Raw genomic sequence first — 26,247 nt, forward strand, 5'->3', positions numbered from 1 at the left:
GTCCTTTGCTTATCGACCCGGAGCGGAGGCCGCACCGGGTCGATAAGCAGGACTGAGACTGCACCAGGCGATTAGGCCGTGGCCGTCGACTCCAGGAAGTCCTGGGCGAAGCGCTGCAGCACACCACCGGCGTTGTACACGTTGACTTCGGCGGCGGTATCCAGGCGGCAGGTCACCGGCACCTTGGTCACTTCGCCGCTCTTGCGATTGATGACCAGAGTCAGATCGCAACGCGGCGACAGCTCGCCCTGGATGTCATAGGTTTCAGTGCCGTCGAGGCCGAGGGTCAGGCGGGTGGTGCCCGGCTTGAACTCCACCGGCAGCACGCCCATGCCGACCAGGTTGGTGCGGTGGATGCGTTCGAAGCCTTCGGCGACGATCACTTCCACGCCAGCCAGGCGTACGCCCTTGGCAGCCCAGTCGCGGGACGAGCCCTGACCGTAGTCGGCACCGGCAATGATGATCAGATTCTGCTTGCGGTTCATGTAGGTTTCGATCGCTTCCCACATACGCATGACCTTGCCTTTCGGCTCGACGCGCGCCAGCGAGCCCTTCTTCACTACGCCGTCAACAACGGCCATTTCATTGACCAGTTCTTTGTTGGCGAAAGTAGCGCGCTGCGCCGTCAGGTGGTCGCCGCGGTGGGTGGCGTAGGAGTTGAAGTCCTCCTCCGGCAGGCCCATCTTGTGCAGGTATTCACCGGCCGCCGAGCTCATCTGGATCGCGTTGGACGGCGACAGGTGGTCGGTGGTGATGTTGTCCGGCAGGATCGCCAGCGGCAGCATGCCCTTGAGGGTACGCTCGCCCGCCAGGGCACCTTCCCAGTACGGCGGACGACGGATGTAGGTGGACATCGGACGCCAGTCGTACAGCGGGCTTTCAGCTTCGGCAATGGTGCCCAGATCGAACATCGGGATGTAGATCTGCTTGAACTGCTCCGGCTTCACGCTGGCAGCGACAATCGCGTCGATCTCCTCATCGCTCGGCCACAGATCCTTCAGGGTGATTGGGTTGCCCGCTTTATCGGTACCCAGCACGTCCTGCTCGATGTCGAAGCGCACGGTACCGGCGATGGCGTAGGCCACCACCAGCGGCGGCGAGGCCAGGAAGGCCTGCTTGGCGTAGGGGTGGATACGACCGTCGAAGTTGCGGTTACCGGACAGTACCGCGGTGGCGTACAGGTCGCGGTCGATGATTTCCTGCTGGATCAGCGGGTCCAGCGCACCGGACATGCCGTTACAGGTGGTGCAGGCATAGCCGACAATGCCGAAGCCGAGTTTTTCCAGCTCGGTCAGCAGGCCGGCATCTTCCAGATACAGCTTGGCGACTTTCGAACCAGGAGCGAAGGACGTCTTGACCCACGGCTTGCGCAGCAGACCCAGTTCGTTAGCCTTCTTCGCCAGCAGACCGGCGGCAACCACGTTGCGCGGGTTGGAGGTGTTGGTGCAGCTGGTGATGGCGGCGATGATCACCGCGCCATCGGGCAGCAGGCCTTCGGCCTCCTCGACCTTGGACGCCGCCAGCATGGCGTCGCCAGCGATACCGCGCTCCTGCAAAGCAGACGTTGGCAGGCGTTTGTGCGGGTTGGACGGGCCAGCCATGTTGCGCACGACGGTGGACAGATCGAAGCTCAGCACCCGCTCGTACTCGGCAGTGACCAGCGCATCGGCCCACAGACCGGTGAGCTTGGCGTAGTTCTCGACCAGGGCGACCTGCTCCGGCTCGCGACCGGTGAGCTTGAGGTAATCGATGGTTTGCTGGTCGATGTAGAACATCGAGGCAGTGGCACCGTATTCCGGGCACATATTGGAGATGGTCGCGCGGTCGCCGATGGTCAGGCTGTCCGCACCCTTGCCGAAGAACTCGACCCAAGCACCCACCACACGCTCCTTGCGCAGGAACTCGGTGATCGCCAGGACGATGTCGGTGGCGGTAATGCCAGGCTGGCGCTTGCCAGTCAGTTCGACACCGACGATGTCGGGCAGGCGCATCATCGACGGCAGGCCGAGCATCACCGTTTCGGCTTCCAGACCGCCGACGCCGATGGCGATCACGCCCAGGGCATCAACGTGCGGGGTGTGCGAGTCGGTGCCCACGCAGGTGTCCGGGAAGGCCACGCCGCCACGCGCCTGGATCACCGGGCTCATTTTCTCCAGGTTGATCTGGTGCATGATGCCGTTACCGGCCGGGATCACATCGACGTTCTTGAACGCGGTCTTGGTCCACTCGATAAAGTGGAAACGGTCCTCGTTGCGACGGTCTTCGATGGCGCGGTTCTTGGCGAAGGCGTCCGGGTCAAAGCCTGGGGCTTCCACGGCCAGGGAGTGGTCGACGATCAGCTGCGTCGGCACCACCGGGTTGACCTTGGACGGGTCGCCGCCCTTCTCGGCGATGGCGTCACGCAGGCCGGCCAGGTCGACCAGCGCAGTCTGACCGAGGATGTCGTGGCAGACCACGCGAGCCGGGTACCAGGGAAAATCCAGGTCCTGCTTGCGCTCGATCAGCTGCTTGAGCGAATCGGTCAGCGCGGCCGGCTCGCAGCGGCGCACCAGTTGCTCGGCCAGCACGCGAGAGACGTAAGGCAGCTTGGCGTAGGCGCCAGGGGCGATAGCATCAATCGCCTCGCGGGTATCGAAGTAGTCGAGCGCGCTGCCGGGCAGGTTTTTGCGATATTGGCTATTCATTTGGATGCTCATGGTTATGGGCGATCCTTTAGCGGCACGAACTTCAGGTCTTCAGGACCGGTGTAGTTGGCGCTCGGACGGATGATCTTGCCGTCGATGCGTTGCTCGATCACGTGGCTGGACCAGCCCGAGGTGCGCGCAATCACGAACAGCGGAGTGAACATGGCAGTCGGCACACCCATCATGTGGTAGCTGACGGCGCTAAACCAATCGAGGTTGGGGAACATCTTCTTGATTTCCCACATGGTGCTTTCCAGGCGCTCGGCAATATCGAACATCTTCATATTGCTCTGCTCGGCAGACAGCTCGCGGGCGACGTCCTTGATCACCTTGTTGCGCGGGTCGGCCACGGTGTACACCGGGTGACCGAAGCCGATGACGACTTCCTTCTTTTCGACGCGGGCGCGAATGTCGGCCTCGGCCTCATTCGGGTTGTCGTAGCGCTTCTGGATCTCGAAGGCCACTTCGTTGGCACCGCCATGCTTCGGCCCGCGCAGTGCGCCGATGGCACCAGCGATGCAGGAGAACATGTCGGAACCGGTACCGGCGATCACCCGGGAGGTGAAGGTGGAGGCGTTGAATTCGTGCTCGGCGTACAGGTTGAGCGAGGTGTGCATGGCGCGCACCCAGGACGCACGCGGCTTCTCGCCGTGCAGCAAGTGCAGAAAGTGACCACCAATGGAGTCGTCGTCGGTTTCCACGTCGATGCGCTTGCCGTTGTGGCTGAAGTGGTACCAGTACAGCAGCGCGGAACCCAGCGAGGCCATCAGCTTGTCGGCGATATCGCGGGCACCCGGATGGTTGTGGTCTTCCTTCTCCGGAGACACGCAGCCCAGCACCGACACGGCAGTACGCATCACGTCCATCGGATGGGCCGACGGCGGCAGCTGCTCAAGGGACGCCTTGAGGGCGGCCGGAATGCCGCGCAGGGCCTTGAGCTTGGCTTTGTACCCAGCCAGTTCGGCCGCGTTCGGCAGCTTGCCGTGCACCAGCAGGTGGGCGATTTCTTCGAATTCGCAGCGATTGGCGAAGTCGAGAACGTCATAGCCGCGGTAATGCAGGTCGTTGCCAGTACGGCCGACCGTGCACAGCGCGGTGTTACCGGCCGCAGTGCCGCTCAGGGCCACGGATTTCTTCGGCTTGAAGCCGGTGGTGGTTTCTGGGGTAGCACTCATCACTTATCTCTCCTCATCCGTTTAATACACAGGCGGCTAAGACCTGCGCTCCGGTTATTTTTTAGCGGCAAACAGCGCGTCGAGGCTCTGCTCGAAGGCGTGGTAATTGATGCGCTCGTACAGCTCCATGCGGGTTTGCATGGTATCGACCACATTCTTCTGGGTGCCGTCGCGGCGTACCGCCATGTAGACGTTTTCGGCCGCCTTGTTCATGGCGCGGAAAGCCGACAACGGGTACAGCACCAGGGACACGTCGACTGCGGCCAGTTCTTCGGTGGTGTACAGCGGTGTGGCACCGAACTCGGTGATATTGGCCAGAATCGGCGCTTTCACCCGCTCGGCGAAGGTCTTGTACATCGCCAGTTCGGTGATGGCTTCCGGGAAGATCATGTCGGCACCGGCCTCGATGCAGGCGGCAGCACGGTCCAGCGCCGAGTTCAGGCCTTCAACCGCCAGGGCATCGGTACGTGCCATGATCACAAAGCTGTCGTCGGTACGGGCATCGACGGCCGCCTTGATGCGGTCGACCATCTCCTGCTGAGTGACAATCTCCTTATTAGGACGATGACCGCAGCGCTTGGCGCCCACCTGGTCTTCGATATGAATCGCTGCCGCGCCGAACTTGATCATCGATTTGACCGTGCGTGCGACGTTGAACGCCGAGGCCCCAAAGCCGGTGTCGACATCCACCAGCAGCGGCAGGTCGCACACATCGGTGATACGGCGCACGTCGGTGAGTACATCGTCCAGGCCAGTGATGCCCAGGTCCGGCAGCCCGAGGGAGCCGGCAGCCACCCCGCCGCCAGACAAGTAGATCGCCTTGAAACCGGCGCGCTTGGCCAGCAAAGCGTGGTTGGCGTTGATTGCGCCGATGACTTGCAGCGGGTGCTCTGCGGCGACGGCATCACGGAAACGCTGGCCGGGACTCTTCAAGCTCATGACTCACCTCGGGTTTTGGCTGTCTTGGAGTGCGCGCCCTGCCCCATACTGATGGCGTAGTGGCGCTCGATATTGCGTTTTGAGGCACCGATATGTCGGCGCATCAACAACTCGGCCAGCTCGCCGTCACGGTCGGCGATGGCATCGAGAATGCGGTGGTGTTCGGCGAACGCCTGGTGCGGTCGGTTCGGCGTTGCGGAGAACTGCAGGCGGTACATGCGCACCAACTGGTACAGCTCACCGCAGAGCATCTGGGTCAGGGTCTTGTTGCCGCTGCCCTGAATGATCCGGTAGTGAAAGTCGAAGTCGCCTTCCTGCTGGTAATAGCCGACACCCGCCTTGAAGGCCGCGTCCTGCTCATGCAGGTCAAGTACCGCACGCAGCTCGTCGATTTCCGCCTGGGTCATGCGCTCGGCAGCCAAGCGACAGGCCATGCCCTCCAGCGACTCGCGGATCTCATAGAGTTCGATCAGCTCGGCATGGCTGAGTGAGACCACCCGCGCGCCGATATGCGGCACACGCACCAGCAGGCGTTGGCCTTCCAGGCGGTGAATGGCCTCGCGCAAAGGGCCTCGACTGATGCCATAGGTGCGCGCCAGCTCCGGCTCGGAAATCTTGCTGCCCGGGGCGATCTCACCTTTGACGATGGCGGCCTGGATACGCCGAAAAACCTGCTCGGAAAGGGTTTCCGAATCATCCTGGGCGGACTCCAGCGGCTCGATTACATCCAGCATATTGTCGACACTGTTAGTGATTAATGCCTGAAAACTACCCTCGAAAGCCTTATCTGTCAAACAAACAAACAGCACTGTCGACAATATCCATGATCTTTTCGACTACCGGCGAGAGCGAGCTTACTTGCACAAACGCGTATAAGCGCCTGTCCTGACTGAAAAAGCCCATGGTAGAATGCCGGCCGTTTGTTGCCCGCAGGCTTGTTCAGGCGGCCTGCTAGACTCCAGACTCAGGCACGCCAACTGCACCACGCGCTGCCATCACATGCTCGGCTCATCATTGACACCATGCCTTCAGGACTTATGACACTAAAGCCCTCCATCGTGCTGCTTTGCCTGCTACTTGCTCCCGGCTTGAGCCTTGCCGCGGAAAAGACAGTCTATGGGCTTAATGAATACGTCAGATTGTTCGACCTCGACCTGAAATTGGCAGCCAAACTCGACACCGGTGCCAAGACCGCCTCCCTCAGCGCTCGCGACATCAAGCGCTTCAAGCGTGACGGCGAAACCTGGGTGCGCTTTTACCTGGCCATAGATGAAGCCCACACCAGCCCCATCGAACGCCCTCTGGCGCGCATCAGCAAAATCAAGCGACGCGCCGGCGACTATGATGCAGATGAAGAAAAAACCTACACCGCACGCCCCGTGATCGAAATGGATATTTGCATGGGCAAAACCCTGCGTACGATCGAAGTGAACTTGACCGACCGCAGCGCTTTCCAATACCCGTTGTTGATAGGCTCCGAAGCACTCAAGCGGTTTTCGGCCCTGGTCGACCCGAGTCTTAAATACGCAGCAGGAAAACCTGCCTGCGCCCCTGCCGCAAACCTTGGCGAGTAACTCCCATGCGCTCTCTTACCCTTCATCTGAAAGTCCTGGTCATACTCTTGGTGAGTCTGGGCGTTCTGATCACGGCCTATCAGATCTTTATCCTCGGCATTCCGGTGACCGAAGATGAGACTGACGACCTGTGGAACATCGACGCCAAAGTCGAGTTCCAGGCCAGCCCGCGCGAGCCAGTAAAGCTGCAGATGTTTGTGCCGCCCCTGGCCCAGGATTACGTCAGCCTCAACGAGAGCTTTATCTCGAACAACTACGGCGTGAGCATCAACCGCGCCGACGGCAACCGCAAAGTCACCTGGTCCGCACGGCGCGCCAGTGGCAAGCAGACCCTGTACTACCGTTTGGTGCTGACCAAGCGTTACAGCGGTGAGCAGGCCAAGGCCAAAGGCCCGATCTTCCGCGACAGCATCCCGGTTGAAGGGGCCGAGAAGATTGCCGCCGAAGCCCTGCTTGCGCCGATTCGCCAGCACTCGGCGGACGTCGAAACCTTTATCAGCGAGACCATCAAGCGCGTCAACAACGTCAATGACGACAACGTCAAGCTGTTGCTGGGCGGCGATGCCTCAACGCCGAATAAAGCCAAGGTCATCGAACTGCTGCTGTCCATCGCCCACGTACCGATGGAGCGCGTGCACACCATTCGCCTGGCGGCCGATATTCAGCAGAGCCCGGAACTGTGGCTGCGCAGCTTCAACGGTGAAAACTGGCTGTACTTCAGCCCGGAAACCGGTGAGCAAGGCTTGCCTGGCGACCGCCTGGTCTGGTGGATCGGCGATGGCAGCCTGGTCAGCCTGGAAGGCGGCAAGCAGGCGCAAGTCAGCTTCAGCCTGGACAACAGCGAAATGAACGCTATTCGCCTGGCCAAGCTGACCGACGAAAACACCGACGCCGACTTCCTCGAATACACCCTGTACGGCCTGCCACTGCAGACCCAGCAGACCTTTATGATCATGGTGATGATCCCGATCGGCGTGTTGGTGATCCTGATTCTGCGCAACCTCGGCGGCCTGCAGACGCTGGGTACCTTTACCCCGGTACTGATCGCCCTGGCCTTCCGCGAAACCCAGTTGGGCTTCGGCATCGTCCTGTTTACCGTGATTACCGCGCTCGGCCTGTCGCTACGCTCCTACCTCGAGCACCTGAAGCTACAGATGTTGCCAAGGCTATCGGTGGTACTGACCTTCGTTGTGGTACTGATCGCGGTGATCAGCCTGTTCAGCCACAAGCTGGGCCTGGAACGCGGCCTGTCGGTAGCACTGTTTCCGATGGTGATTCTGACCATGACCATCGAACGCCTGTCGATCACCTGGGAAGAGCGCGGCGGTGGCCATGCCTTCAAGGTCGCCATCGGCACCCTGTTCGCCGCAACCCTGGCGCACCTGCTGATGAGCGTGCCGGAACTGAACTACTTCGTTTTCACCTTCCCAGCCATCCTGATGGTGCTGGTGGGCTTCATGCTGGCGATGGGTCGCTATCGTGGCTACCGCCTGACCGAACTGTTCCGCTTCAAAGCCTTCCTCAAGGACTAATGCCATGTTCGGTCTGATCAAGACGTGGAAAGCCCTTGAAGCCAAAGGCATCATGGGCATCAATCGGCGTAACGCGGACTACGTGCTGAAGTACAACAAACGGCACCTGTACCCGATCGTCGATGACAAGATCATCACCAAGATGCGCGCCATCGAAGCGGGCATTGATGTGCCAGAAATGTACGGCATCATCGATACCGAAAAAGGCATCGATAACCTGCGTGCAATCATCGGGGATCGCCCGGATTTCGTGGTCAAGCCCGCGCAAGGCGCGGGCGGCGACGGCATCCTGGTGATAGCCGATCGCTTCGAGGAGAAGTACAAGACCGTCTCGGGCAAGATCATCAGCCATGAGGAGATCGAGCATCAGATATCCAGCATCCTCACCGGCCTCTACTCCTTGGGCGGCCACCGCGACCGTGCGCTGATCGAGTACCGGGTGACTCCGGACCAGATCTTCAAAAGCATCAGCTACGAAGGCGTGCCGGACATCCGCATCATCGTGCTGATGGGTTATCCAGTGATGGCCATGCTGCGGCTGCCCACCCGCCAATCCGGTGGCAAAGCCAACCTGCACCAAGGCGCAATCGGTGTGGGCGTGGACCTGGCGACTGGCGTAACCCTGCGCGGCACCTGGCTGAACAACAAGATCAGCAAACACCCGGACACCACCAACGCGGTGGATGGCGTGCAACTGCCGAACTGGGATGGCTTTATGAAGCTGGCGGCCGGCTGCTATGAGCTCTGCGGCCTGGGCTATATCGGTGTGGACATGGTCCTGGATCAGGACAAGGGCCCGTTGATTCTCGAACTCAACGCCCGCCCGGGCCTGAATATCCAGATCGCCAACGACTGCGGCCTGACTCACCGTGCCCACGCTGTCGAAGCACGCCTGGCCGAGCTGGCTAAGAAAGGCATAGTGGAAACGCCCGAAGAGCGCGTGCGCTTCTCGCAGGAGCTGTTTGGCCACGTGTCGATTGCGCAGATCTGACCGACCGCACCATAAAAAAGCCCGGATAAGTCCGGGCTTTTTTATGGCTGCCTGTTCAACCCACTAACGCACAATCGCCAATTCAAAAGCCCCTTCATCGCTGTGCGCATGTGCTTGCATGCCCGCTTCGTCGACGTCCAGAGCCTGCAGCGGACGCTTGAACGGCTTGTTATCCAGGGTTTTCAGGCTGCGGTCCTCGTCGGTGGTCAGCAGCAGCACGTAATGCTCACCGGTGGCCGCCTTGACCGGCACGGTGCCTTCGATAAAGGCATAGCGGTACCAGGTTTCCGCATGCAGCTGGTACACCGCATCACTGACCAAACGGGTCGGCCGCTTGGCTTCATCGAGAAAAAGCAGCGACGGATAAGCGACCTGTTTGTTGGCGAAACTGCGAATGCGCAAACCAAAGTTATGCTGCGAGCGCGGTAACTTCAGCGCGGCGTAATAACTCTTGCCCATGGGAAAATCCAGGCTGGACGAAAACCGGTTGAGCTCCTCATAGCGTGGTTCATCGGCGCTCAACGGGGTAAAGGCATCCTCGCTCAATTGCCCGCAGCAACGCTCGACCAACTCCTGGTAGCGCCCTGCCCCGGCGCTCTCGGTACCGGCGAGCAAGGCCTGCATGGCCGCATTCGGCTGGCCGTCCAGGCCCGGCAGCGCTTGCGGCGCGGCATCAAACTCGACTTCCCGGCCCTGGGTAAATCGGATATTCGGATCCGGCTGCTGCGGTGCCTTGGCACCCTTGGCAGGCACCTTGGAGTTGCGCATGCGCCCCTGCTCATCGACCCAGGTGAAGTAACGGCCATTCTCCTCGTCGCGGGAGAACTCGCGGCCTTCGAGCACATCCGAATCGATATAGGCGCTGGAACGCTCGCCGGTGCCCAGCAGCACTTCATTACCACCGGCCTGCATCTGCTGACCGGCATAGAAACTGTTCTGCAAGTTGCCGCTGGCATCCACCCAGGTGAAGTAGCGGCGCTTGCTTTCAATGCTAGCCTGACTGCCCGGCCACCCTGACACCTCACCGTCCTTGAGGCGGGCTTGATCGCTGCGGCTGATATTGCCCACTGCAAGGCGCTGGTGCTTGGCATAACTGGCGTCGACAAAGGTGTTATGCACCCGGCCCTGGTCATCCACCCAAGTCAGGTAGCGGCCGCTCGCATTCACCTGCGCGACCATTAGCGTCAATCCCAACAGCAACAGAACGCGCATAAGCAGAACCTAGAAAGTAGTGCGGTAAGTCAGCGCCAACACATAGGCTTTGACGCTGGTTTTCACATCAAGATCGGCATAGGGGTTGTACACCATGCTGTCGATGGATGAGCAGTTGATGTTGCAACTGGAACGCGCCGGAATGTCCTGCTTGCTGACCAGGTAGTTGAAGCCCAGATCGATCACCGTTTCCTTGTCCCACTGATAGCCCATGCCCAGACCATAGAGTTTCGCATCGCCCAGCGGGGCCAGTACATCCGCCTTGTTTCCGGGAATCGCCGAAGGCCGTGGCTCATAACCCATGCGCAGGCTCAGACGGTCATTGACCTGATACTCAACCCCCACCGCCCAGCTCCACACCGACTCATAACCACGGTCGAGGATGATGCTGGTCGAGGTGGCGTTCTCCGGCGAGAACAGGCTGGCGATGGTCAGGATGTCCAGCTGACGATCGAACTCCAGCTCGAACTTGTCCCAGGCCGCATAGTCGGTCCATTTCACATCCAGGTTGATCTGCCAGCGCTCATGCGGCTTGAACTTGATGCCCGTGGCAAAGTGCGCCGGGTAGGTCATGTCCATCGATACGTTGCCCTGCTCTTCATCGAACAAACCGTCCGGTGTCAGGGTGTTGAACACCGCGCCGATAAACGAGCTGTCCAGGCCCTGCCAGAAGCCTTGCCAATTCTCGGAGTAATCCACCACGTACTGTCCTTTCAGGCGCATCTTCGCCTCGCTCTGGTAAACCATGCCCAGGGCGAACCAGTCACGCGGTTCCCAGAGGAAACCGACGTTCCAGGTCGGCGAAAGGGTCTGCTGCATATCGATGTCGATATTGGCGATATCGGTAAAAGGCCCCAGCTCGCCACCGCAGATATTCAGAAATATCTCAAATGGGTTGTTGTCGACCAGGCACAAGGCATCCTGCGCCACGCCAACAAACCCGGTGAGAATCCCTGGCGCACGGAAGTCCTGGTTCAGCGCCATGGCCTGGTGCGAGAAGCCGACCGACAGGCCCAGCGACAACTCGTCGTTGACCTGGTAGGCCAGCGAGGGCGAAAAATAGGTCAGGCGCTGGAGCACCAACTCCTTGCCCTGATAGCGCCCCGGATCATCGTCCTCGCGAGCAAAGCCGAGCGCCTGCGGGGTGTACATATTGGTGGCGAACGTCAGCTTGGAGCCCGGCGGAGTGATCGACAACCCGGCCAGCGGTGCAAACAGCATGGGCAGTTCGGTGGCTCCGCCGACTCCGGGCAAATACATCATGGCCGAGCTGGCGCGACTGGAGGAGTTGGCGATCGGGTCATCGTCCAGCCCCAAAAAGCTGCTGCCATAACCTTCTGGCGCATCGAAGTCGGCGCGAATGTCCATCATCCCGGTGATGAACTTGACCGTGGTCTGCCGGCCCTTGAGCTTGCTCAGCGCCGCCGGGTTGTAATGCACCGCGTCGATGCCGGTAAAGTCGGCGGTCACCGCGTTACCCAAGGCCATGGCCTTGGGGCTGCCAATGGTCAGGTTCTGCGCCAGCTGAGCCTGGGCCAAGCCTGCGACAAGCAAGCCGGCCCAAAAAATCGCCTGCCTGAGCAGCGAAATTCGCATGTTCATAGGAGTTTCGCTCGCGCTTATTGGGCCTTCAGGCCTTTGATATCCAAAGGCATGGAGATGCCCAACAACACATCCGGCGAATCCTCGGTCATACCGAACCCGGCATTGACGTTGACGATGCGTTCCGGCGAGGTGCGCAAGCCCAGCGAGAAGTTCATCACCGCGCTGGTCTGGCCGCGACCTTCAATATCGCCGTCGGCAAAACCGAACGTCGGCTTCAGGGTGTGCGACATCTGGTAGGAGGTCGCCAGCGACACGTCATACGACAGGGCATAGGCAAAGCCCATGCTCAGGGAGAATGAAGAGCCTGGATCGACATCCTCAAGCAACCGCCCGCCACGCACCTGGCTGATGCCAGTAATCGGCTGGTTGTAGGTGTAACCGACTGAGCCGAAGAGCACGACCGGGTCGATCACATATGACAGGTTGGCCCCCACGCCCAGGCTGTAGTAACCGCTGCCGGTCGACAGATCACTCTGCGCATTGATGTCATAAGGGCTGTTGCCCGTCGGCAAACCAAGGGTCGCGTAAAGGGTGGTGACCGGCTTGCCGCGCAAGGATGTCCATGGCTGCCAACGCAGGCTGGCGGAGATATCGCCCAGGCTGTAGGCATCCATATCACGCTCGGTGTCGTACTTGGCCACCATCGGCAGGCGCACGCTGAACGTCAGGTTGTCCCACACGCCGTAATCGAAGGTAAACGAGTTGGTGAAGGTGTGCTGCGCCTCACTCTGCCCGACCACGCTGAGGATGTTGTTGCCGGTGCGTACGGTTTCGATAACCGTGTCGCGCACCAAGGCGTAATCGACGCCATAGGTCAGGGTCCGCTCACCCTTTTTCAGCAGGGTGTAGCTTTTTTCCGCCGCCTGGAACACTTCCTCCAGCGCCTTGGCACTGTCGGCGTCGTCTTCCTGCTTGCTCAATGCCTCACGGGCCTGATCGACCGAAGCCGGATCGGCGCAAACCGTTGAACTGGCAGCCCCTGCCAGCATGGCCAGCCATACATAATGCAAAACTCTCATGGCGCAGCCCCCAAATTTTATTGTTATGCCGGGCGTTTACTTGCGTCGGATATACCGAATATCGCCACCGGACCCCAGCTCTGTGGCCTGGTTCTCGGTGAACTTGGTGATTTGTGGGAACTCACGAAATGCCAGCAAGCTGACGGTGCGATCATCGATGATGCGCAAGTCCTGCTCGCTCAAGGCAAGGGCATTCGGTGGTTCATTGCCGTTCGGGAAAATCACGAAAAGCACGTTCTGATCCCAGATTTCCTCGAAGCGCGTACGGGTGAAACTGATGTTGCCAAGCGCGGGATCGGCCACGAACACGTGGTCGTTGTAGACATCGCGCACCACCACGAAATGCTTGAAGCCGGCATATTCGATGGGAACAATTGCCGGATGCTCAAGCGCATCGAGGTCGGCGAACGCCGCGCGAAAACCGCCGCTTTTGTAGCCAATGGCCGTGACAAAACGCTTCATGTCGAGCAGCGAGAAACCGCGGCGCTCGACGATCTTGTCGGCCTCGCCAAACTTCAGCAGCCCCTCCATGACCTGGCGCTCCTGCAGATTGCGGCCGAGAAAATAGTCCAGCAGTGAGGTCAAGGCCGCCGAGCCACAGCTGTAGTCATAGGCCTGACGAATCACATTGCGAAACTGCAACTGGTTCATCGGTTCAAGCGTCACGGTCTCGCGCAACGGGCCGTTCGGCAGCGACTGCTGATTAATGTGCACGGTGCCCGGTGCCGGCGGCTTGGTATCCACCGCCTCGGTAAAGCCCCACACGCCGATCAGGCTGCCCAGCAAAATCTCGATCATTGACCAACCGCACTCCTGCCCATCAAGAGAAAAGTCCTACCAGCCGAAACCGGTAAGACTTTTCGACACACGCAACGACTAAGCGAACTTAGTGGCCCCAGACCTTGATCGTGGTGCCGGCCATGTTCATGTCGTTGACGGCCAGGGAGCCGATGCTGGCAGCACTGGCGTCGCCAATTTTGATTGCGCCAACGCTCAGCTGACCGGTGATGGTCGGCAGGCTGATTTGCAGCTGCTCGGTACCGCTGGCGTTTTCGACTACGTCGACTTTGACCGGAGCGGTGTCGGAGATGTTGAAGCCAGTGAAGGAAACGGTTTCCATGCGCAGGGAACCGCCGCCGGTGTCACCGTCGGTGTAAACCAGGCTGCCGATGGTGCCGTTGAAGCTACCGGAGATGCTGATGCCGTCCTGACCGGTTACGGTGGCCAGAGCAGTGTCGTCCATGGCCTTGAGTTCAGCCTGAGCCATAAAAGGAACAGCCAGAACAGCGGCGGCCAGAGCCAGTTGCTTAAGAGTTTTCATTGTTATTGTCTCCACAGTTCACTAATGGGTTGTCCCCGGCAGGCTGTTCTGGACTCCTGTCCATCTCAGCTACAGCGACTTGCATCGCTCACCAGGTCTGACACTGCTTCCCTAGTCGCGTCAGGCTTGGAATCGTGAAGCGGCATGCTTCTCGTCCTGACGCTAAAACTACTGGTGCCTGCCCTGGCTGCCAGCCCATCCAAGGGATGGAGCGCCAACAGCCTGTCTCTCAGCCCATGAAGCTCAGGCCTCGCTTAACAACCCCAGACTCTTGCCCTTCAATACCGCCTGCGTACGGCTGCGCACACCCAGCTTGGCGAACAGGTTATGCAGGTGCCATTTGATCGTGGCTTCGGACAGATGCACCGCCTGAGCAATATCGCGGTTGGACAAGCCGGCCGCCACGAAGCGCAAAATCTCTCGCTCGCGATGGCTAACATCTTGATTTTCATCGAAAGTTTCTAAATCGATGGACAGCCGGCGGCACTGCTCACGCAACTGCTCGGCCAGCCCTTGCCAGGCTCCGGCCCGCTTGGCTTCGGCGTTGTGCCAGGCGTCCCAGAGCGGTAGCAGCCACAACGCATCGTCGAGAAAGATGCGCCGATAACCGCTGGCCCAGGCGTCTTCCAGCGTCGCCTTGAACAGGGCAAAAGCCTTGTCGCTGTTACCTTTGCGCCAATACGCCACAGAAAGTAACAAGGCCAGACGCAAACGCCGGTCGCGCTGGTGATCGGCCGTCTGTTTGGCCAGGCAGGCTTCCAGCGCGGTTTGCGCCTTGTCGGCACGCCGTTCGGTCAACGCCAGGCGCGCCTCGGACAGTACCAGTACAGTCTCCGCATCGGCATAGCGCCCCGGCTGCAGCACGGCCAGATGGCGCTGCAACTGCAAACAGGTGCGTTCGGCTTCATTGGGCCGACGCAACCAGAGCAGAAACTGCACCTTGCAGCTCATGCCCAGGGCATAAACCCGCTCATAACCCGGGCCATGCAGACCGCCTAGCCATTCATCCAACTCGGCCAGGGCAGATTCACCTTCGCCGGCAAAGAAGCGCGCCTTGGCCATAACCAGTTTGCCGCGGCTGATCAACTCGATCGGCGTTGCCACATCACGCCAGGTGGTCGCCAGTGGCAACTCCGCAAGAATCGCCGCGTGCCGATCCTGCTCATACAGCAGGTCGGCATAGGCCAGCGCCAGCGGACCACCGACTCGGCTACGACGGCCAAACACCTGTTCGACCCGTGCTCGCGCACTTTCTGCCAGCGCGCGGCCGCGCTCCGGCTGGCCCATCTCCTTGCAGATCAGCGCCTCGATCAGGCTGACCACCGCATGCAAATATTCACTGTCGGCCTGCTCCAGGTTGTCGCGCGCCACCGCAATCGACTTGGCCGCATCGCCGAACTCGCCGAGCAACGCGTAGGCTGCCGCCTGAATGCAGGACATGCTCGCGCGGAAAATCGGCTGGTTGTCCGGCACCAGGGCCAGCCAGTGACGCGCCACCTTCAGCGCTGCTTCCAGCTTGTCCTGATACAACAGCACCAGCGCCTTGAGCACCTGGGCCACCGCCAGCAACACCGCCAGGCCGAAGTGCATCGGCTTGCCACGCCCCTGCATCAGGCGCGTGCTGACTTCCTCGATCAGCGCTTCGGCCTCGGCGTACTTCTGCTCGAAGGCCAGTTGCCAGGCATAGAATATCTGGAACACCGGGTGTTCGCGAATCACCTCGGCAGGCACATCCTTGAGGATCGCCAGAATGCCGTACACCTGATTGCCGGCAATCAGGTTGGCCCCCTGGCGCTCCAGCAGCTCGGCGGCAAAACCGTAGTCGCGGGCACGCAAGGCGTATTTGACCGATTTGTCGGTCAGCTCATGGCTTTCACACCAGCGTGCGGCGGCATGCAGCAAGTGGGTCGGATCACCCGAGCGACTCAAGCGGCTTTGCAGGAACTCGGCAAACAGGTGGTGATAGCGGAACCACTCGCCCTGCTCATCCAGGGCGATGATAAACAGCTGCGCCGCTTGCAGGCGTTGCAGCATCTGCGCGCCATCGCTGCGCCCGGTCAGGGCGTTGCACAACTCGGCATTGAACTCATCCAGCACCGAGGTCTGGTCGAGGAAAAACTGCTGCTCCGGCGGCAAATGGTCGAGCACGTCCTCGGCCAGGTAATCGGCAATATTGCGCTCGGTGCCGGACAAACCAGCCAGGAACGCACTGCGCTCGGGGTGACGCGCCAACGCCAGGGCCACCAGGTGCAAGGCAGTGATCCAGCCTTCGGTGCGACCATGCAGCAGGTCCAGCTCCGCCGCGCTCAAGTCCAACTGTTTCAGTTCATGGAAATAGGCGGCGGTTTCGCTACGGGTCAGGCGCAGCTCTTCCGCCTTGACCCACAGGGCCCATGAGGCACTGGTCGGCTGCTCATCGAGAAAGCGCGGCTGGAAGCGCGTGCTGCCGATCATCCGCACATTGGCCGGTACCTGTTTGACGAAGTAACTGACCAGCGGCCCGAGATCGACATGCCGTACCCGGTGGAAGTCATCGAAGATCAGGTACAGATCGCCCTGAACCTTCTTCAAATCACCGATAAAGGAATCCAGCAGCACTTCATTGGGTAGGCTCAAATCGTCGCGCAACAGGCGCGCGGTGTGTTCGCCAAAGCCCGGTAACTGCGCATCGATCGCCGCAATCAGGTAATGCAGCAGGCGCTGCGGCTCGCTGTCGGCCTCATCGCAGGACAGCCAGGCCACCCGCGCACCCGATTCGAGCAAGCGCAGGCGAAACTGGCTGAGCACCGTGCTTTTACCGAAGCCGGCCGGCGCGCTCAGCAGAATCAGGCGCTGCTGACGGGCGCTGAACAGCCGATCGAGCAGCGCAGAACGCGCGAGCAAAGGCCGCCCGGCAGATTCGGCGGGGAACAGTTTGGTACGCAGTAACGGCAAGCGACGCGGACGAGGCAGAGTTTGGCTGTTCATAGTTCGAGGAGACTCAGTTCACGGGCGCGACGGATGGCTTGCGTGCGATTACGCACCTTGAGCTTTTCGTAAATGTTGTGCAGGTGCCATTTGACCGTACCTAGGGCCAGCGACAACTGCTGGCCAATCTCATCATTCGACATGCCCTGCGCCGCCAGGCAGACCACCTCGCGCTCGCGCTCGGTCAAGCCTTCCTCAAGCACTTCCAGCGATTGCCGCGCGTGACTACCCGGCCAGATGGCCAGCAAACCGCGAATAAAACCCTGCAAGGCCGGTTGACGCTCGGCGGCTTCCAGCTGTTGCAGCAGCAAACGAATGGCCTCGCCTTCCTCGACAAACAGGCTGCGCACGCCTTCGCGTTCGGCGCCGATCAGGCATTGCACCAACAGGCTCTGCGCGCGCTCTTGGTAACCCAGGCGCTGGTAGCTGAGCGCCGCCAGCAGATCCAGGCGCAGGCGCTGCAAGCCATGCCAGTTGTCCAGCAACATGCCGCGCAGCTGCGTGATCTCATGCAGCGCCTCGCTGTAATGACCACGCGCCTGCTGCAGGCGAATACGGGTCAGGCCGCGTACCCACAGCACCGGGTTGAAGCGCATGTGCTGGTAGTGCTCGGCGAGCTTGTTCCAGTCGACGGTTTTCAACCGTTGCTCGGCGCGTTTGAGGCGATCCGCCGCCGGCTCCTGAAGAATCTGCACCACTTCATCGGCCACCGCCTGGGCATAGAAGCGCCAGGACTGGTTGCGCGCCGCCAGGTTCTGCATCAGCACTAGGCTGGCGTAGGCCTCTTTCGGGTTGTCCTGCATGCGCTGCACATGAGCCATGCACAGCATGCCCTGGGCATACAGGTCGATCGGATTGATCACATCGACCGTGGCCAGCGCCCAGCGCAGACGCTCTTCGATGCCTTCCAGGCGGCCCTGGTTATAGGCAATCAGCGCCTCGGTGATGGTGGGCAGCGCAAGGGCGCGGGACTTGTCGGCAAACCAGGGAATAACCCGGGCGCGCAACTGGGCGAAGAGCAATTCCGCCTGGCGGATCTGCCCCTGCTCCAGGCTGAGCAGCACCTCGACATTGGCCAGCTGCATATCCAGGTAGCGGCCTTCGAGGAAGTGGTTGCGCTGCTGCGCCAGTGCCAGCAGGCGTTTGGCGTGGTCCGGCTGACCGATCATGACATTGGCCAGCGCGCCGACAATCAGCATTGCCACTTCAAGGAATGCGGTGTGCTGACCCAGTTGCACCTCGACCCGGCGCGCCAGGGCGATGCAGGTTTGCAGATCATCCTTCTGCAAGGCGATGACCGCCTTGATTGCCAGAGTGGCCAGCAGCTTGTCGCTCAGCGGGCCATTGGCCTTGGCTTCGCCCCAGCGCTCGAGCAACTCATCAAGCATGCGGTTGGCTTCCACCAGCCCCAGTTCGGCAGCGCGGGTCCAGACATCGGCCAGAACCAGCACCGGAAAACGCTCGGCAATTTCATCCGGGACGTGCTGACGCCACTTGTAGATGCTGTGCAGCTGGCCGCGGTTGATCAGTTCCAGGCCGCAGCCATCGACCAGCGCCGCAAGCATCTCAGGGTCTTCGGCCAAGCAGGCGTGCTCGATCGCCAGGTTCTGCATATGGTGGTTGGTAAACCACAGGCTGGCATTGAAATGCAGCTGCTTGAAGCGCTCGGGGTCGCGCTCCTTGAGACGACCACGGAGGAATTCGGCGAACAGGTTGTGGAAGCGATACCACTGGCGCTCGCGGTCCAGCGGCAGGAGGAACAGCTGCATGGCTTCCAGCTCTTCGAGCAGGTGCTGACCATCCTGACGCCCGGTCAGGGCGTTGGCCAGATCGCCGCTCAATTGCTGGGCGACGCCCAGGGCCAGTAGCAGTTCCTGCTTGTCGGCCGGCAACTGCTCGAACACGCTGCGCAGCAGGTACGCGCCAACAGCCGCTTGGTCGGTGCCCATATCGGTGATCTGCGCGGCAGCCTGCGGCTGATGCCGTAGCCAGAGGCTGGCCAGGTGCACGCCGACCATCCAGCCTTCGGTCTGGCTGTACAGCGCGCTGAACGCCACGGCATCCAGCTGCAGCCCGCAGCGGGTCAGGTAATCGCGGGTTTCCGCCTTGCTCAGGCGCAGCTCCTGCTCACCGATCTCGATCAGCAGGCCCTTGGCGCGCAGGGTGGCCAGGTTCAAGGCCGGTTGCGAGCGGCTACCGATAGCCAGGGTAAAGCCTTCGGGAGCGAACTTGATCAGGCGGTTGAGCGCGCTGATCAGCTCGCCATCCTGGATCAGGTGCAGATCATCGAGCACCAGCAGCAGCGGCGTATCCAGCTGCGCCAGGTCAACCAGCAGGCTTTCCATCACGGCGGAAACCGGCACGCGCATGGTGTTCTGCAGGTAGGCCAGCGCCTCGCTGCCGAACTCCGGCAACAGGCCGGACAGCGCTTCGATCAATTGCAGGAGAAAACGCGACGGCTCATCGTCGCCGGGGCCGAGCGACAACCACGCCACCGCGTGGCCACTCTGCTCGCGGGCATTGGCCAGCGCCACCAGCGCACTGGTTTTGCCAAAGCCGGCGGGCGCGGCCAACAGCAGCACCCGTGCATGGGGATTGGCTGACAGCGCCGACTCCAACTGCGGCCGGATCAGGTAATCGGCAGAGGCCTGAGGCGGCATCAACTTGGAGCGCAAAAGGCTGCCCGCAGCAGGATCTATAACTTCATCCATGGCCTTGATCCCGTATTAATTATTGTTTTATGAGTTACGTAGCACATCCGGGGACCTGTCCATACTAATGAGCTGTAGCATCCCGAGTAAACCCATGCGCAAGCTCTAGGATGAATGTTGGCGACGTTCTACAATCGGCATCCGCGACCTCGAAAGTGTCACATGCCTACTTGCCTTGTACAGGCTCTGCCCTACCGAGCAGACCCTTCCAGCTACTTCAGTGCCGTCATGCATGCCCCAGGCGCAGTCCTGCTGGATGCCGGGCGCCCGAGCGCGCAGCGTGGACGCTATGACCTTATTAGCGCCTGGCCATTGGCAGAGCTGGCACCGACGCCTGACGAAACGGCCAACGCTTTCCTGCAACGCCTGCGCCAGAGCCTCTGTACTCTTGGCCAGGCCGACGCACCGGCCGATAATCCGCTCCCGTTCGTCGGCGGCCTGATTGGCTATCTGAGTTACGACTTCGGCCGCCGCCTCGAACAACTGCCCGCCCAGGCCATAGACGACCTTGACCTGCCTGACGCGCGCTTCGGGGTTTATGCCTGGGCGCTGATCAGCGACCACCAGCGGCAAGTCAGCCAGCTGGTATTTCACCCAAGCCTCAGTGAGGCCGAACGGCAACGCCTGAGCGAACTGTTCGCCGCCCCCACAGCACCTGCCGAACAGCCCTTCAAGCTGCTGGGGCGCTTCCACTCCGACATCAGCGCCCAGGACTACCAGCGCGCGTTTGCCCGCATCCAGGGTTATATCCAGGCCGGCGACTGCTATCAGGTGAACTTTGCCCAGCGTTTTTGTGCGCCCTACCAGGGTTCAGCCTGGACGGCCTACCAAGCGCTACGCGCGGCCTGCCCCACACCGTTTTCCGGCTACCAGGCGCTGGCAGGCGGTGGAGCCATCATCAGCCTGTCGCCGGAGCGCTTTCTGCGTATCAGCCAGGGCCAAGTGGAAACCCGACCGATCAAGGGCACCCGGCCGCGACATACCGACCCGCAGCAAGACCAGGCGCAGGCCGACGCCCTGCTCGGCAGCCAGAAGGACCGTGCGGAAAACCTGATGATCGTCGACCTGCTGCGCAATGACCTCGGCCGCAGCTGCAAAATTGGCTCGGTGCGCGTGCCGGAACTGTTCGCCCTGGAGAGCTACCCCAACGTGCACCACCTAGTCAGCGCGGTCACCGGCGAGCTGGCGGCCGACAAGGATGCCCTGGACCTGATCGCCGGCAGCTTCCCCGGCGGCTCGATCACCGGCGCACCGAAGATCCGCGCCATGCAGATCATCGACGAACTGGAGCCGACCCGCCGCGCCCTCTATTGCGGCTCGTTGCTGTATCTGGACGTACGCGGGGAAATGGACAGCTCGATCGCCATCCGCAGCCTGCTGGCCAAGGACGGGCAACTCAATTGCTGGGGCGGCGGCGGCATCGTCGCCGACTCCGACTGGCAAGCCGAATACCAGGAGTCGATCACCAAGGTCAGGGTGCTGCTCGACACCCTGGAGCAGCTCTGCGACTGACCTAAACGGCAGACACGAAGGCTGGCCGCCATGGATGGCAGGCCACAAAAAAGCCCGCGTAAGCGGGCTTTTTTACAACGGGCTGATTACAGACTCAGCTCGCGATTGGACGCCTTGAGGAACTCACGCTTGAGCTCTTCAAAGGTGTGCACGGCTGGGAACTGCGGAAACTCACGGATCACGTTTTCCGGCGCATGGAACAGGATGCCTGCATGGGCTTCGCTGAGCATGGTGGTGTCGTTGTACGAATCGCCGGCGGCAATTACGCGGTAGTACAGGCTCTTGAAGGCGATCACCGACTGGCGTTTAGGGTCTTTCTGGCGCAGCTGGTAGCCCACTACGCGATCAGTCTCATCGGTGATCAGCTTGTGGCACAGCAGCGCCGGGAAGCCCAACTGACGCATCAGCGGCTGGGAGAACTCGTAGAAGGTGTCCGAAAGAATGACGACCTGGAAACGCTCGCGCAGCCAGTTAACAAACTCCACCGCGCCGTCCAGCGGCTTGAGGGTGGCAATCACTTCCTGGATGTCGGCCAGTTTCAGGCCGTGCTCGTCGAGGATGCGCAGACGCTGCTTCATCAGCACGTCGTAGTCCGGAATATCTCGGGTGGTCGCTTTCAGCGCTTCGATGCCAGTTTTTTCCGCGAAGGCGATCCAGATTTCCGGGACCAACACGCCTTCCAGGTCGAGACACGCGATTTCCACAGGACACTCCTAGCTTGGATTTATCAAAGAAGGCGGCACTCTAGCGACTCGCCCCAGGCTGCGCAACGCACTCTTTATACCCAAAACAAAGGTCTACTGCGGCACTTGGTTATTTAGCTGTATAAGCTGCTTTTGCTACCATCGCCACACAAGACGCCTGACGTCACCATAACTAGGAATTCAGCCCGATGAGCCACCCCTTCGACGCAGCCGAACTGGCAGCCAGCTATGCCAATAAGTCGCCTCAGGACATTCTCAAGCTCGCCTTCGAGCACTTTGGCGATGAGCTGTGGGTGTCTTTCAGCGGCGCAGAAGACGTGGTGCTGGTGGACATGGCCTGGAAACTCAACAAGAACGTCAAGGTGTTCAGCCTGGATACCGGTCGCCTGCACCCGGAGACTTATCGCTTTATCGATCAGGTCCGCGAGCACTACAAGATCAGCATCGACATCCTCAGCCCCGACGCCGCCGTGCTCGAGCCGTTCGTCAAGGACAAGGGCCTGTTCAGCTTCTACAAGGACGGCCACAGCGAGTGCTGCGGCATCCGCAAGACCGCGTCGCTGCGGCGCAAACTGTCGACGGTCAAGGCCTGGGCCACCGGCCAACGCCGCGATCAGAGCCCGGGGACACGCAGCCAGGTTGCCGTGGTGGAGCTCGACGCAGCCTTCTCCACCGCGGACAACACCCTGTACAAGTTCAACCCGCTGGCACAGATGAGCAGCGAAGAGGTGTGGGCCTACATCCGCATGCTAGAACTGCCCTACAACAGCCTGCATGAACGCGGCTTTATCAGCATCGGCTGCGAGCCTTGCACCCGCCCCGTACTGCCCAACCAGCATGAGCGCGAAGGCCGCTGGTGGTGGGAAGAAGCCACCCAGAAGGAATGCGGACTGCACGCCGGCAACCTGATCGCCAAGAACTGATCCAGGCAGCATAAAAAAGGCCAGTCACGTGAATGACTGGCCTTTTTTGTTTTCTGGCGGGCGTTCAGCCTTTATCGACCTGACGCTGGCGGCGCAGCATATAGCGCTCTACATAGGAGCACGAAGGGATCACCGTATAACCCAGGCGCTCGGCATACTGCAGGGCATGCTCGGTCAAGGCTGCGGCGATGCCACGCCCGCGCAGCGCGTTGGGGACAAAGGTGCGATAGATATCCAGAGTCTGCTTACCCAGATCCATATACGCCAGGTACGCCCGATCACCCTCCACTGTGGTCTCGAATTGATGACCCGACAGGTCATGGTGAATGGACAACGCCTCGCTCATCGCAATTCCTCTGTTAACCCTGGCAACCCGCACTTGCCAGCATGGCATCCGGGTTACGGCATGCCGCACCTGTAGTTATAGGCAATATCTCCTGAGCTTATCAGGCCAAAACCGCCGCGGTCACGCGAATCAATAACTTAGCGCAGGTTCAACACCGCAATACTGCGCCTGGTCACAGCCTGTTCTGCGTGCCGCACATCGTGCAATGCTCTCGACGAGTAACCCGGGCGAACTTCATTGGTGCGACAAACTGACATACCACTCTGCGAGTATGTCTTTTGCCTGGCTTAAACAATCGCCAACTTGGATCAGGCAGATACCCATAACAACCCATTTTTCAGCGCTGACTGCACTCGCACATAACAACTAAGACTGCGCAACAAACTGCCAAAACTGCTCGAGCTGCTTGTTTTTTAACCAATTTCTCTTTGATTACGGTTAAAGGTCTCACTCAGCAGAAAAAAACCTGCACCACTTGCTTAGGTTCCGTTTACTTACTACAAGTTACAGGTAGTATGTACGCCGGCTAATTTCCTACCATCAGGAAATTGCTTTTATGGAAAAAACTCCACCTTAAGGGGAACACGATGAACAACGTTCTGAAATTCTCTGCTCTGGCATTGGCCGCAGTTCTGGCTACCGGTTGCAGCAGCATGTCCAAAGAAACTGAAGCTCGTCTGACTGCAACTGAAGATGCAGCTGCTCGCGCTCAAGCCCGTGCCGACGAAGCCTACCGTAAGGCTGATGACGCTCTGGCCGCTGCTCAGAAGGCTCAGCAAACTGCTGACGAAGCCAACGAGCGCGCTCTGCGTATGCTGGAAAAAGCTAGCCGTAAGTAATAGCCCCTCAAGGCTATGACAAGCCGACCCAGTTTCTGGGTCGGCTTTTTTATTGCCAGCGAAAAGCCACTCGCGCAATCAACAGGCAATAAACAATTGTCTGGAACAATTTTTAACGTCGCGCAGCGACGGCCCGAAGGGTGACCGCCAGAGATGGCAGGCAATAAAAAACCCGTCAGCGCTACGCATAACGGGCTCTTTAAACTCAGCAGCTATCAGATAGCTGGCTCTGTCGCGACCACGGCCTGATCAGGCTGGGCGATTTCAACCGGCAAACCGTCTTCGGCGGCCACCACTTCACGCAGCATTTCCCAGTCCAAGCGCAGACCGGCGAACTCGTCGTTCTTCAACAGCGCATTGATCACTGCTGTGTGTTTATCCACGACCGAGGCGTCGCCAGTGTCATCCAGGGGCGCATGCGCCTCAAGGTAGATCTTGCCGCCACTGCGACCGAACTTGTACGGCTCATTGACGATGCGCACCGACGTGCCCACAGACACCATCGAGGCCAGCTTCAGCACGTTATGGTTAAGCATGCGGAAGCAGCCATGGCTGACGCGCATGCCGATACCGAACTTCTTGTTCGAACCATGAATCAGGTAGCCCGGCACCGAAAGACCCATCTTGTAAGGACCCAGCGGGTTGTCGGGGCCTGGCGGCACGTAGCTCGGCAGCGGATCGCCATCGGCGGCATGTTCTTCACGGATCGACTTGGGCGGCGACCAGCCCGGGTTCGGTACCTTGGCCGTGATACGCGCATTGGCAACCGGCGAACTCCAGCCCTCGCGGCCAATACCCAGCGGGTAGGTGTAAACCACGTTGCGCCCTTTCGGGTAGTAATACAGCCGGTATTCGGCGAGATTGATCACGATGCCCTCGCGCGGGCCTGGCGGCAGGATGTAGCGCGTCGGCAGGATGATCTCGTTGCCTTCGCCCGGCAGCCAAGGGTCAACACCCGGGTTGGCCACGACCATTTCCAGATAACCCAGGTCATTGGCCACACCAAGGTCGGCAAAGGTATCTTCATACTTGGCCTTGACCACCTGCACCTGGCCCACGATGTCTTCGCCGGGCGGCGGCAAAGGCAGTTCAATGGCATTGGCAGACGCTACAGCGAACAGGCTGGCGAGAGACAGGCAACGGGTGACGGCAATAGCACGCGGCAACATCCGGGAATTCCTGACGAAAAGGCTGGTAAATGTAAGCGGCGATTGTACACCGGTTGAGCAAGGCCTGGGAGGCCTCAGCGCGCCAACAACGACGGGCGCTCGCCGCGTCGTTCGGCATCGAATGTCGCTCGGCAGGCCAGACACAGGCGCTTGTCACGCAGCATCGCTTTATCCAGGTCACGCCACACCGGCTGCGCCGGCAGCAAGCCTCCGCACAGCGTGCGGTCGGCAAAGCCGCCCAACTCCAGCTGACGCGCCAGCAAATGCACACGCACTTCTCGACAGGCGAACAGATCAAGCTGCTCGTCAGGTTCGATCAGTTGGTAGGCATGCAAGGACCAAGCAGGACGCGGCATTGAGGGCTCCAGTGCGGGGTCGCCACATTAGCCGAAAGGCACTGCGCAGAAAAGCCTGTCAGAGCAAAGGTTGCAGGGTCGGCCAGAGGTTATCCAGCAGCCTGGGCTGCGCTTCGGCAGTGGGGTGAATGCCATCGTTCTGCATCAGCGCAGGCACACCACCTACGCCTTCCAGCATGAAAGGCACCAGAGCGGCGCCATGCTCTTTGGCCACCTTGGGAAACACCTCAGCGAACGCCGTGGTGTAACGCACGCCGTAATTCGGCGGCAGCTGCATACCCAGGATCAGCACCTTGGCCCCCTTTTGCTGCGACGCCTGCACCATGGCCGCAAGGTTTTGTTGCAATTGCGCAGGAGGCTGGCCACGCAGCCCATCGTTGCCGCCCAGCTCGATAATCACCAGGCTCGGCTGATGCTCGGCAAGCAGCGCCGGCAGCCGTGCGGCACCGCCTGCGCTGGTGTCGCCACTGATCGAAGCATTCACCACCTGGTACGCGAAACCCTGCTCGGAGAGGCGTTTTTCCAGCAAGCTGACCCAACCCTGGCGGGTATCCAGGCCAAAAGCCGCGCTGATACTATCGCCGACGACCAGTACGGTACCCGCAAACGCCGCCGGCCCCCACAGCAGCAGGCTCAGGGCAGTACCGATCAACCACTTACGCATTGGA

The 26,247-nt window shown here is 60.5% G+C and carries 22 protein-coding genes; 6 read left to right on the forward strand and 16 right to left on the reverse strand.

Annotated features, from left to right (window positions below):
* Positions 1 to 71: 71 nt before the first annotated feature.
* From acnD to WBK23_RS14425, 4 genes are read right to left on the reverse strand one after another with little or no spacing between them, the layout of a single operon-like run.
* Positions 72 to 2,684, reverse strand: coding sequence for a Fe/S-dependent 2-methylisocitrate dehydratase AcnD (acnD, locus tag WBK23_RS14410; protein WP_424484621.1), 2,613 nt, complete (start codon positions 2,682 to 2,684; stop codon positions 72 to 74).
* Positions 2,685 to 2,698: 14 nt separating this feature from the next.
* Positions 2,699 to 3,859: a bifunctional 2-methylcitrate synthase/citrate synthase gene (gene prpC, locus WBK23_RS14415; protein WP_424484622.1), complete on the reverse strand. Its 1,161-nt coding sequence runs from the start codon at positions 3,857 to 3,859 to the stop codon at positions 2,699 to 2,701.
* 54 nt (positions 3,860 to 3,913) lie between these two features.
* Positions 3,914 to 4,798, reverse strand: coding sequence for a methylisocitrate lyase (prpB, locus tag WBK23_RS14420; RefSeq protein ID WP_424484623.1), 885 nt, complete (start codon positions 4,796 to 4,798; stop codon positions 3,914 to 3,916).
* Positions 4,795 to 5,532 (reverse strand): GntR family transcriptional regulator, encoded by a 738-nt coding sequence (locus WBK23_RS14425; RefSeq protein WP_424484624.1) that lies wholly within the window; start codon positions 5,530 to 5,532, stop codon positions 4,795 to 4,797. Before WBK23_RS14425 ends, prpB begins: the two co-directional genes overlap by 4 nt.
* A gap of 303 nt (positions 5,533 to 5,835) precedes the next feature.
* On the opposite strand from WBK23_RS14425, the gene WBK23_RS14430 reads away from it, so the two are divergent.
* From WBK23_RS14430 to WBK23_RS14440, 3 genes are read left to right on the forward strand one after another with little or no spacing between them, the layout of a single operon-like run.
* Positions 5,836 to 6,372, forward strand: coding sequence for an ATP-dependent zinc protease (locus WBK23_RS14430; protein ID WP_424484625.1), 537 nt, complete (start codon positions 5,836 to 5,838; stop codon positions 6,370 to 6,372).
* A 5-nt stretch (positions 6,373 to 6,377) separates the two neighbouring features.
* On the forward strand, positions 6,378 to 7,904 hold the full coding sequence (locus tag WBK23_RS14435; protein ID WP_424484626.1) for an inactive transglutaminase family protein: 1,527 nt from the start codon (positions 6,378 to 6,380) through the stop codon (positions 7,902 to 7,904).
* Between the two features lie 4 nt (positions 7,905 to 7,908).
* Positions 7,909 to 8,895, forward strand: coding sequence for an alpha-L-glutamate ligase-like protein (locus tag WBK23_RS14440; protein ID WP_424484627.1), 987 nt, complete (start codon positions 7,909 to 7,911; stop codon positions 8,893 to 8,895).
* Positions 8,896 to 8,958: 63 nt separating this feature from the next.
* Here WBK23_RS14440 and WBK23_RS14445 read toward each other — a convergent pair whose 3' ends face one another.
* The 7 genes from WBK23_RS14445 to WBK23_RS14475 form a co-directional block, all read right to left on the reverse strand.
* A complete protein-coding gene (locus WBK23_RS14445; protein WP_424484628.1) occupies positions 8,959 to 10,107 on the reverse strand; it encodes a MalM family protein in 1,149 nt (382 codons plus the stop codon).
* Positions 10,108 to 10,116: 9 nt separating this feature from the next.
* Positions 10,117 to 11,709, reverse strand: a complete 1,593-nt coding sequence (locus WBK23_RS14450; RefSeq protein ID WP_424484629.1) for an outer membrane protein transport protein — start codon at positions 11,707 to 11,709, stop codon at positions 10,117 to 10,119.
* A gap of 17 nt (positions 11,710 to 11,726) precedes the next feature.
* The gene (locus WBK23_RS14455) at positions 11,727 to 12,731 is read right to left on the reverse strand and encodes a transporter (RefSeq protein WP_424484630.1); all 1,005 of its coding nucleotides are present in this window, start codon (positions 12,729 to 12,731) and stop codon (positions 11,727 to 11,729) included.
* A gap of 36 nt (positions 12,732 to 12,767) precedes the next feature.
* Positions 12,768 to 13,529 carry a C39 family peptidase gene (locus WBK23_RS14460; protein ID WP_424484631.1) on the reverse strand — a complete coding sequence of 254 codons (762 nt, stop codon included), beginning with the start codon at positions 13,527 to 13,529 and terminating at the stop codon, positions 12,768 to 12,770.
* An 88-nt stretch (positions 13,530 to 13,617) separates the two neighbouring features.
* Positions 13,618 to 14,052 (reverse strand): DUF6160 family protein, encoded by a 435-nt coding sequence (locus tag WBK23_RS14465; RefSeq protein ID WP_424484632.1) that lies wholly within the window; start codon positions 14,050 to 14,052, stop codon positions 13,618 to 13,620.
* Positions 14,053 to 14,295: 243 nt separating this feature from the next.
* Positions 14,296 to 17,019 carry a LuxR C-terminal-related transcriptional regulator gene (locus WBK23_RS14470; RefSeq protein WP_424484633.1) on the reverse strand — a complete coding sequence of 908 codons (2,724 nt, stop codon included), beginning with the start codon at positions 17,017 to 17,019 and terminating at the stop codon, positions 14,296 to 14,298.
* Positions 17,016 to 19,730 carry a LuxR C-terminal-related transcriptional regulator gene (locus WBK23_RS14475; protein WP_424484634.1) on the reverse strand — a complete coding sequence of 905 codons (2,715 nt, stop codon included), beginning with the start codon at positions 19,728 to 19,730 and terminating at the stop codon, positions 17,016 to 17,018. The genes WBK23_RS14470 and WBK23_RS14475 overlap by 4 nt, the downstream gene beginning before the upstream one ends.
* Positions 19,731 to 19,892: 162 nt before the next feature.
* On the opposite strand from WBK23_RS14475, the gene pabB reads away from it, so the two are divergent.
* Positions 19,893 to 21,242: an aminodeoxychorismate synthase component I gene (pabB, locus tag WBK23_RS14480; protein WP_424484635.1), complete on the forward strand. Its 1,350-nt coding sequence runs from the start codon at positions 19,893 to 19,895 to the stop codon at positions 21,240 to 21,242.
* An 86-nt stretch (positions 21,243 to 21,328) separates the two neighbouring features.
* On the opposite strand, the gene thrH is transcribed toward pabB, so the two are convergent.
* Positions 21,329 to 21,946: a bifunctional phosphoserine phosphatase/homoserine phosphotransferase ThrH gene (thrH, locus tag WBK23_RS14485; RefSeq protein ID WP_424484636.1), complete on the reverse strand. Its 618-nt coding sequence runs from the start codon at positions 21,944 to 21,946 to the stop codon at positions 21,329 to 21,331.
* Positions 21,947 to 22,134: 188 nt separating this feature from the next.
* Here thrH and WBK23_RS14490 point away from each other — a divergent pair, with 188 nt between their 5' ends.
* Complete coding sequence (locus tag WBK23_RS14490; protein WP_424484637.1) at positions 22,135 to 22,869, forward strand: phosphoadenylyl-sulfate reductase; 735 nt, start codon at positions 22,135 to 22,137, stop codon at positions 22,867 to 22,869.
* Positions 22,870 to 22,933: 64 nt separating this feature from the next.
* On the opposite strand, the gene WBK23_RS14495 is transcribed toward WBK23_RS14490, so the two are convergent.
* Positions 22,934 to 23,215: a GNAT family N-acetyltransferase gene (locus WBK23_RS14495; RefSeq protein WP_424484638.1), complete on the reverse strand. Its 282-nt coding sequence runs from the start codon at positions 23,213 to 23,215 to the stop codon at positions 22,934 to 22,936.
* Between the two features lie 587 nt (positions 23,216 to 23,802).
* Between WBK23_RS14495 and oprI the strand changes: the two genes are divergently transcribed.
* On the forward strand, positions 23,803 to 24,054 hold the full coding sequence (gene oprI / locus WBK23_RS14500; RefSeq protein ID WP_257779487.1) for an outer membrane lipoprotei OprI: 252 nt from the start codon (positions 23,803 to 23,805) through the stop codon (positions 24,052 to 24,054).
* 215 nt (positions 24,055 to 24,269) lie between these two features.
* Here the strand turns inward: oprI and WBK23_RS14505 are convergent, their stop codons facing one another.
* The 3 genes from WBK23_RS14505 to WBK23_RS14515 form a co-directional block, all read right to left on the reverse strand.
* On the reverse strand, positions 24,270 to 25,223 hold the full coding sequence (locus WBK23_RS14505) for a L,D-transpeptidase family protein (RefSeq protein ID WP_424484639.1): 954 nt from the start codon (positions 25,221 to 25,223) through the stop codon (positions 24,270 to 24,272).
* Positions 25,224 to 25,297: 74 nt separating this feature from the next.
* On the reverse strand, positions 25,298 to 25,579 hold the full coding sequence (locus WBK23_RS14510; RefSeq protein WP_424484640.1) for a hypothetical protein: 282 nt from the start codon (positions 25,577 to 25,579) through the stop codon (positions 25,298 to 25,300).
* Positions 25,580 to 25,637: 58 nt separating this feature from the next.
* Positions 25,638 to 26,243: an arylesterase gene (locus tag WBK23_RS14515; RefSeq protein WP_424484641.1), complete on the reverse strand. Its 606-nt coding sequence runs from the start codon at positions 26,241 to 26,243 to the stop codon at positions 25,638 to 25,640.
* Positions 26,244 to 26,247: the final 4 nt, after the last annotated feature.

Origin of the sequence: Pseudomonas sp., from assembly GCF_049653025.1 — a bacterium.
Lineage (GTDB): Bacteria > Pseudomonadota > Gammaproteobacteria > Pseudomonadales > Pseudomonadaceae > Aquipseudomonas.

Excerpts from the sequence above, each read along its gene's own strand:
- acnD (WP_424484621.1), bottom strand. The coding sequence starts at position 2,684 with ATGAATAGCCAATATCGCAAAAACCTGCCCGGCAGCGCGCTCGACTAC.
- prpC (WP_424484622.1), bottom strand. The coding sequence starts at position 3,859 with ATGAGTGCTACCCCAGAAACCACCACCGGCTTCAAGCCGAAGAAATCC.
- prpB (WP_424484623.1), bottom strand. The coding sequence starts at position 4,798 with ATGAGCTTGAAGAGTCCCGGCCAGCGTTTCCGTGATGCCGTCGCCGCA.
- WBK23_RS14425 (WP_424484624.1), bottom strand. The coding sequence starts at position 5,532 with ATGCTGGATGTAATCGAGCCGCTGGAGTCCGCCCAGGATGATTCGGAA.
- WBK23_RS14430 (WP_424484625.1), top strand. The coding sequence starts at position 5,836 with ATGACACTAAAGCCCTCCATCGTGCTGCTTTGCCTGCTACTTGCTCCC.
- WBK23_RS14435 (WP_424484626.1), top strand. The coding sequence starts at position 6,378 with ATGCGCTCTCTTACCCTTCATCTGAAAGTCCTGGTCATACTCTTGGTG.
- WBK23_RS14440 (WP_424484627.1), top strand. The coding sequence starts at position 7,909 with ATGTTCGGTCTGATCAAGACGTGGAAAGCCCTTGAAGCCAAAGGCATC.
- WBK23_RS14445 (WP_424484628.1), bottom strand. The coding sequence starts at position 10,107 with ATGCGCGTTCTGTTGCTGTTGGGATTGACGCTAATGGTCGCGCAGGTG.
- WBK23_RS14450 (WP_424484629.1), bottom strand. The coding sequence starts at position 11,709 with ATGAACATGCGAATTTCGCTGCTCAGGCAGGCGATTTTTTGGGCCGGC.
- WBK23_RS14455 (WP_424484630.1), bottom strand. The coding sequence starts at position 12,731 with ATGAGAGTTTTGCATTATGTATGGCTGGCCATGCTGGCAGGGGCTGCC.
- WBK23_RS14460 (WP_424484631.1), bottom strand. The coding sequence starts at position 13,529 with ATGATCGAGATTTTGCTGGGCAGCCTGATCGGCGTGTGGGGCTTTACC.
- WBK23_RS14465 (WP_424484632.1), bottom strand. The coding sequence starts at position 14,052 with ATGAAAACTCTTAAGCAACTGGCTCTGGCCGCCGCTGTTCTGGCTGTT.
- WBK23_RS14470 (WP_424484633.1), bottom strand. The coding sequence starts at position 17,019 with ATGAACAGCCAAACTCTGCCTCGTCCGCGTCGCTTGCCGTTACTGCGT.
- WBK23_RS14475 (WP_424484634.1), bottom strand. The coding sequence starts at position 19,730 with ATGGATGAAGTTATAGATCCTGCTGCGGGCAGCCTTTTGCGCTCCAAG.
- pabB (WP_424484635.1), top strand. The coding sequence starts at position 19,893 with ATGCCTACTTGCCTTGTACAGGCTCTGCCCTACCGAGCAGACCCTTCC.
- WBK23_RS14490 (WP_424484637.1), top strand. The coding sequence starts at position 22,135 with ATGAGCCACCCCTTCGACGCAGCCGAACTGGCAGCCAGCTATGCCAAT.
- WBK23_RS14495 (WP_424484638.1), bottom strand. The coding sequence starts at position 23,215 with ATGAGCGAGGCGTTGTCCATTCACCATGACCTGTCGGGTCATCAATTC.
- oprI (WP_257779487.1), top strand. The coding sequence starts at position 23,803 with ATGAACAACGTTCTGAAATTCTCTGCTCTGGCATTGGCCGCAGTTCTG.
- WBK23_RS14505 (WP_424484639.1), bottom strand. The coding sequence starts at position 25,223 with ATGTTGCCGCGTGCTATTGCCGTCACCCGTTGCCTGTCTCTCGCCAGC.
- WBK23_RS14510 (WP_424484640.1), bottom strand. The coding sequence starts at position 25,579 with ATGCCGCGTCCTGCTTGGTCCTTGCATGCCTACCAACTGATCGAACCT.
- WBK23_RS14515 (WP_424484641.1), bottom strand. The coding sequence starts at position 26,243 with ATGCGTAAGTGGTTGATCGGTACTGCCCTGAGCCTGCTGCTGTGGGGG.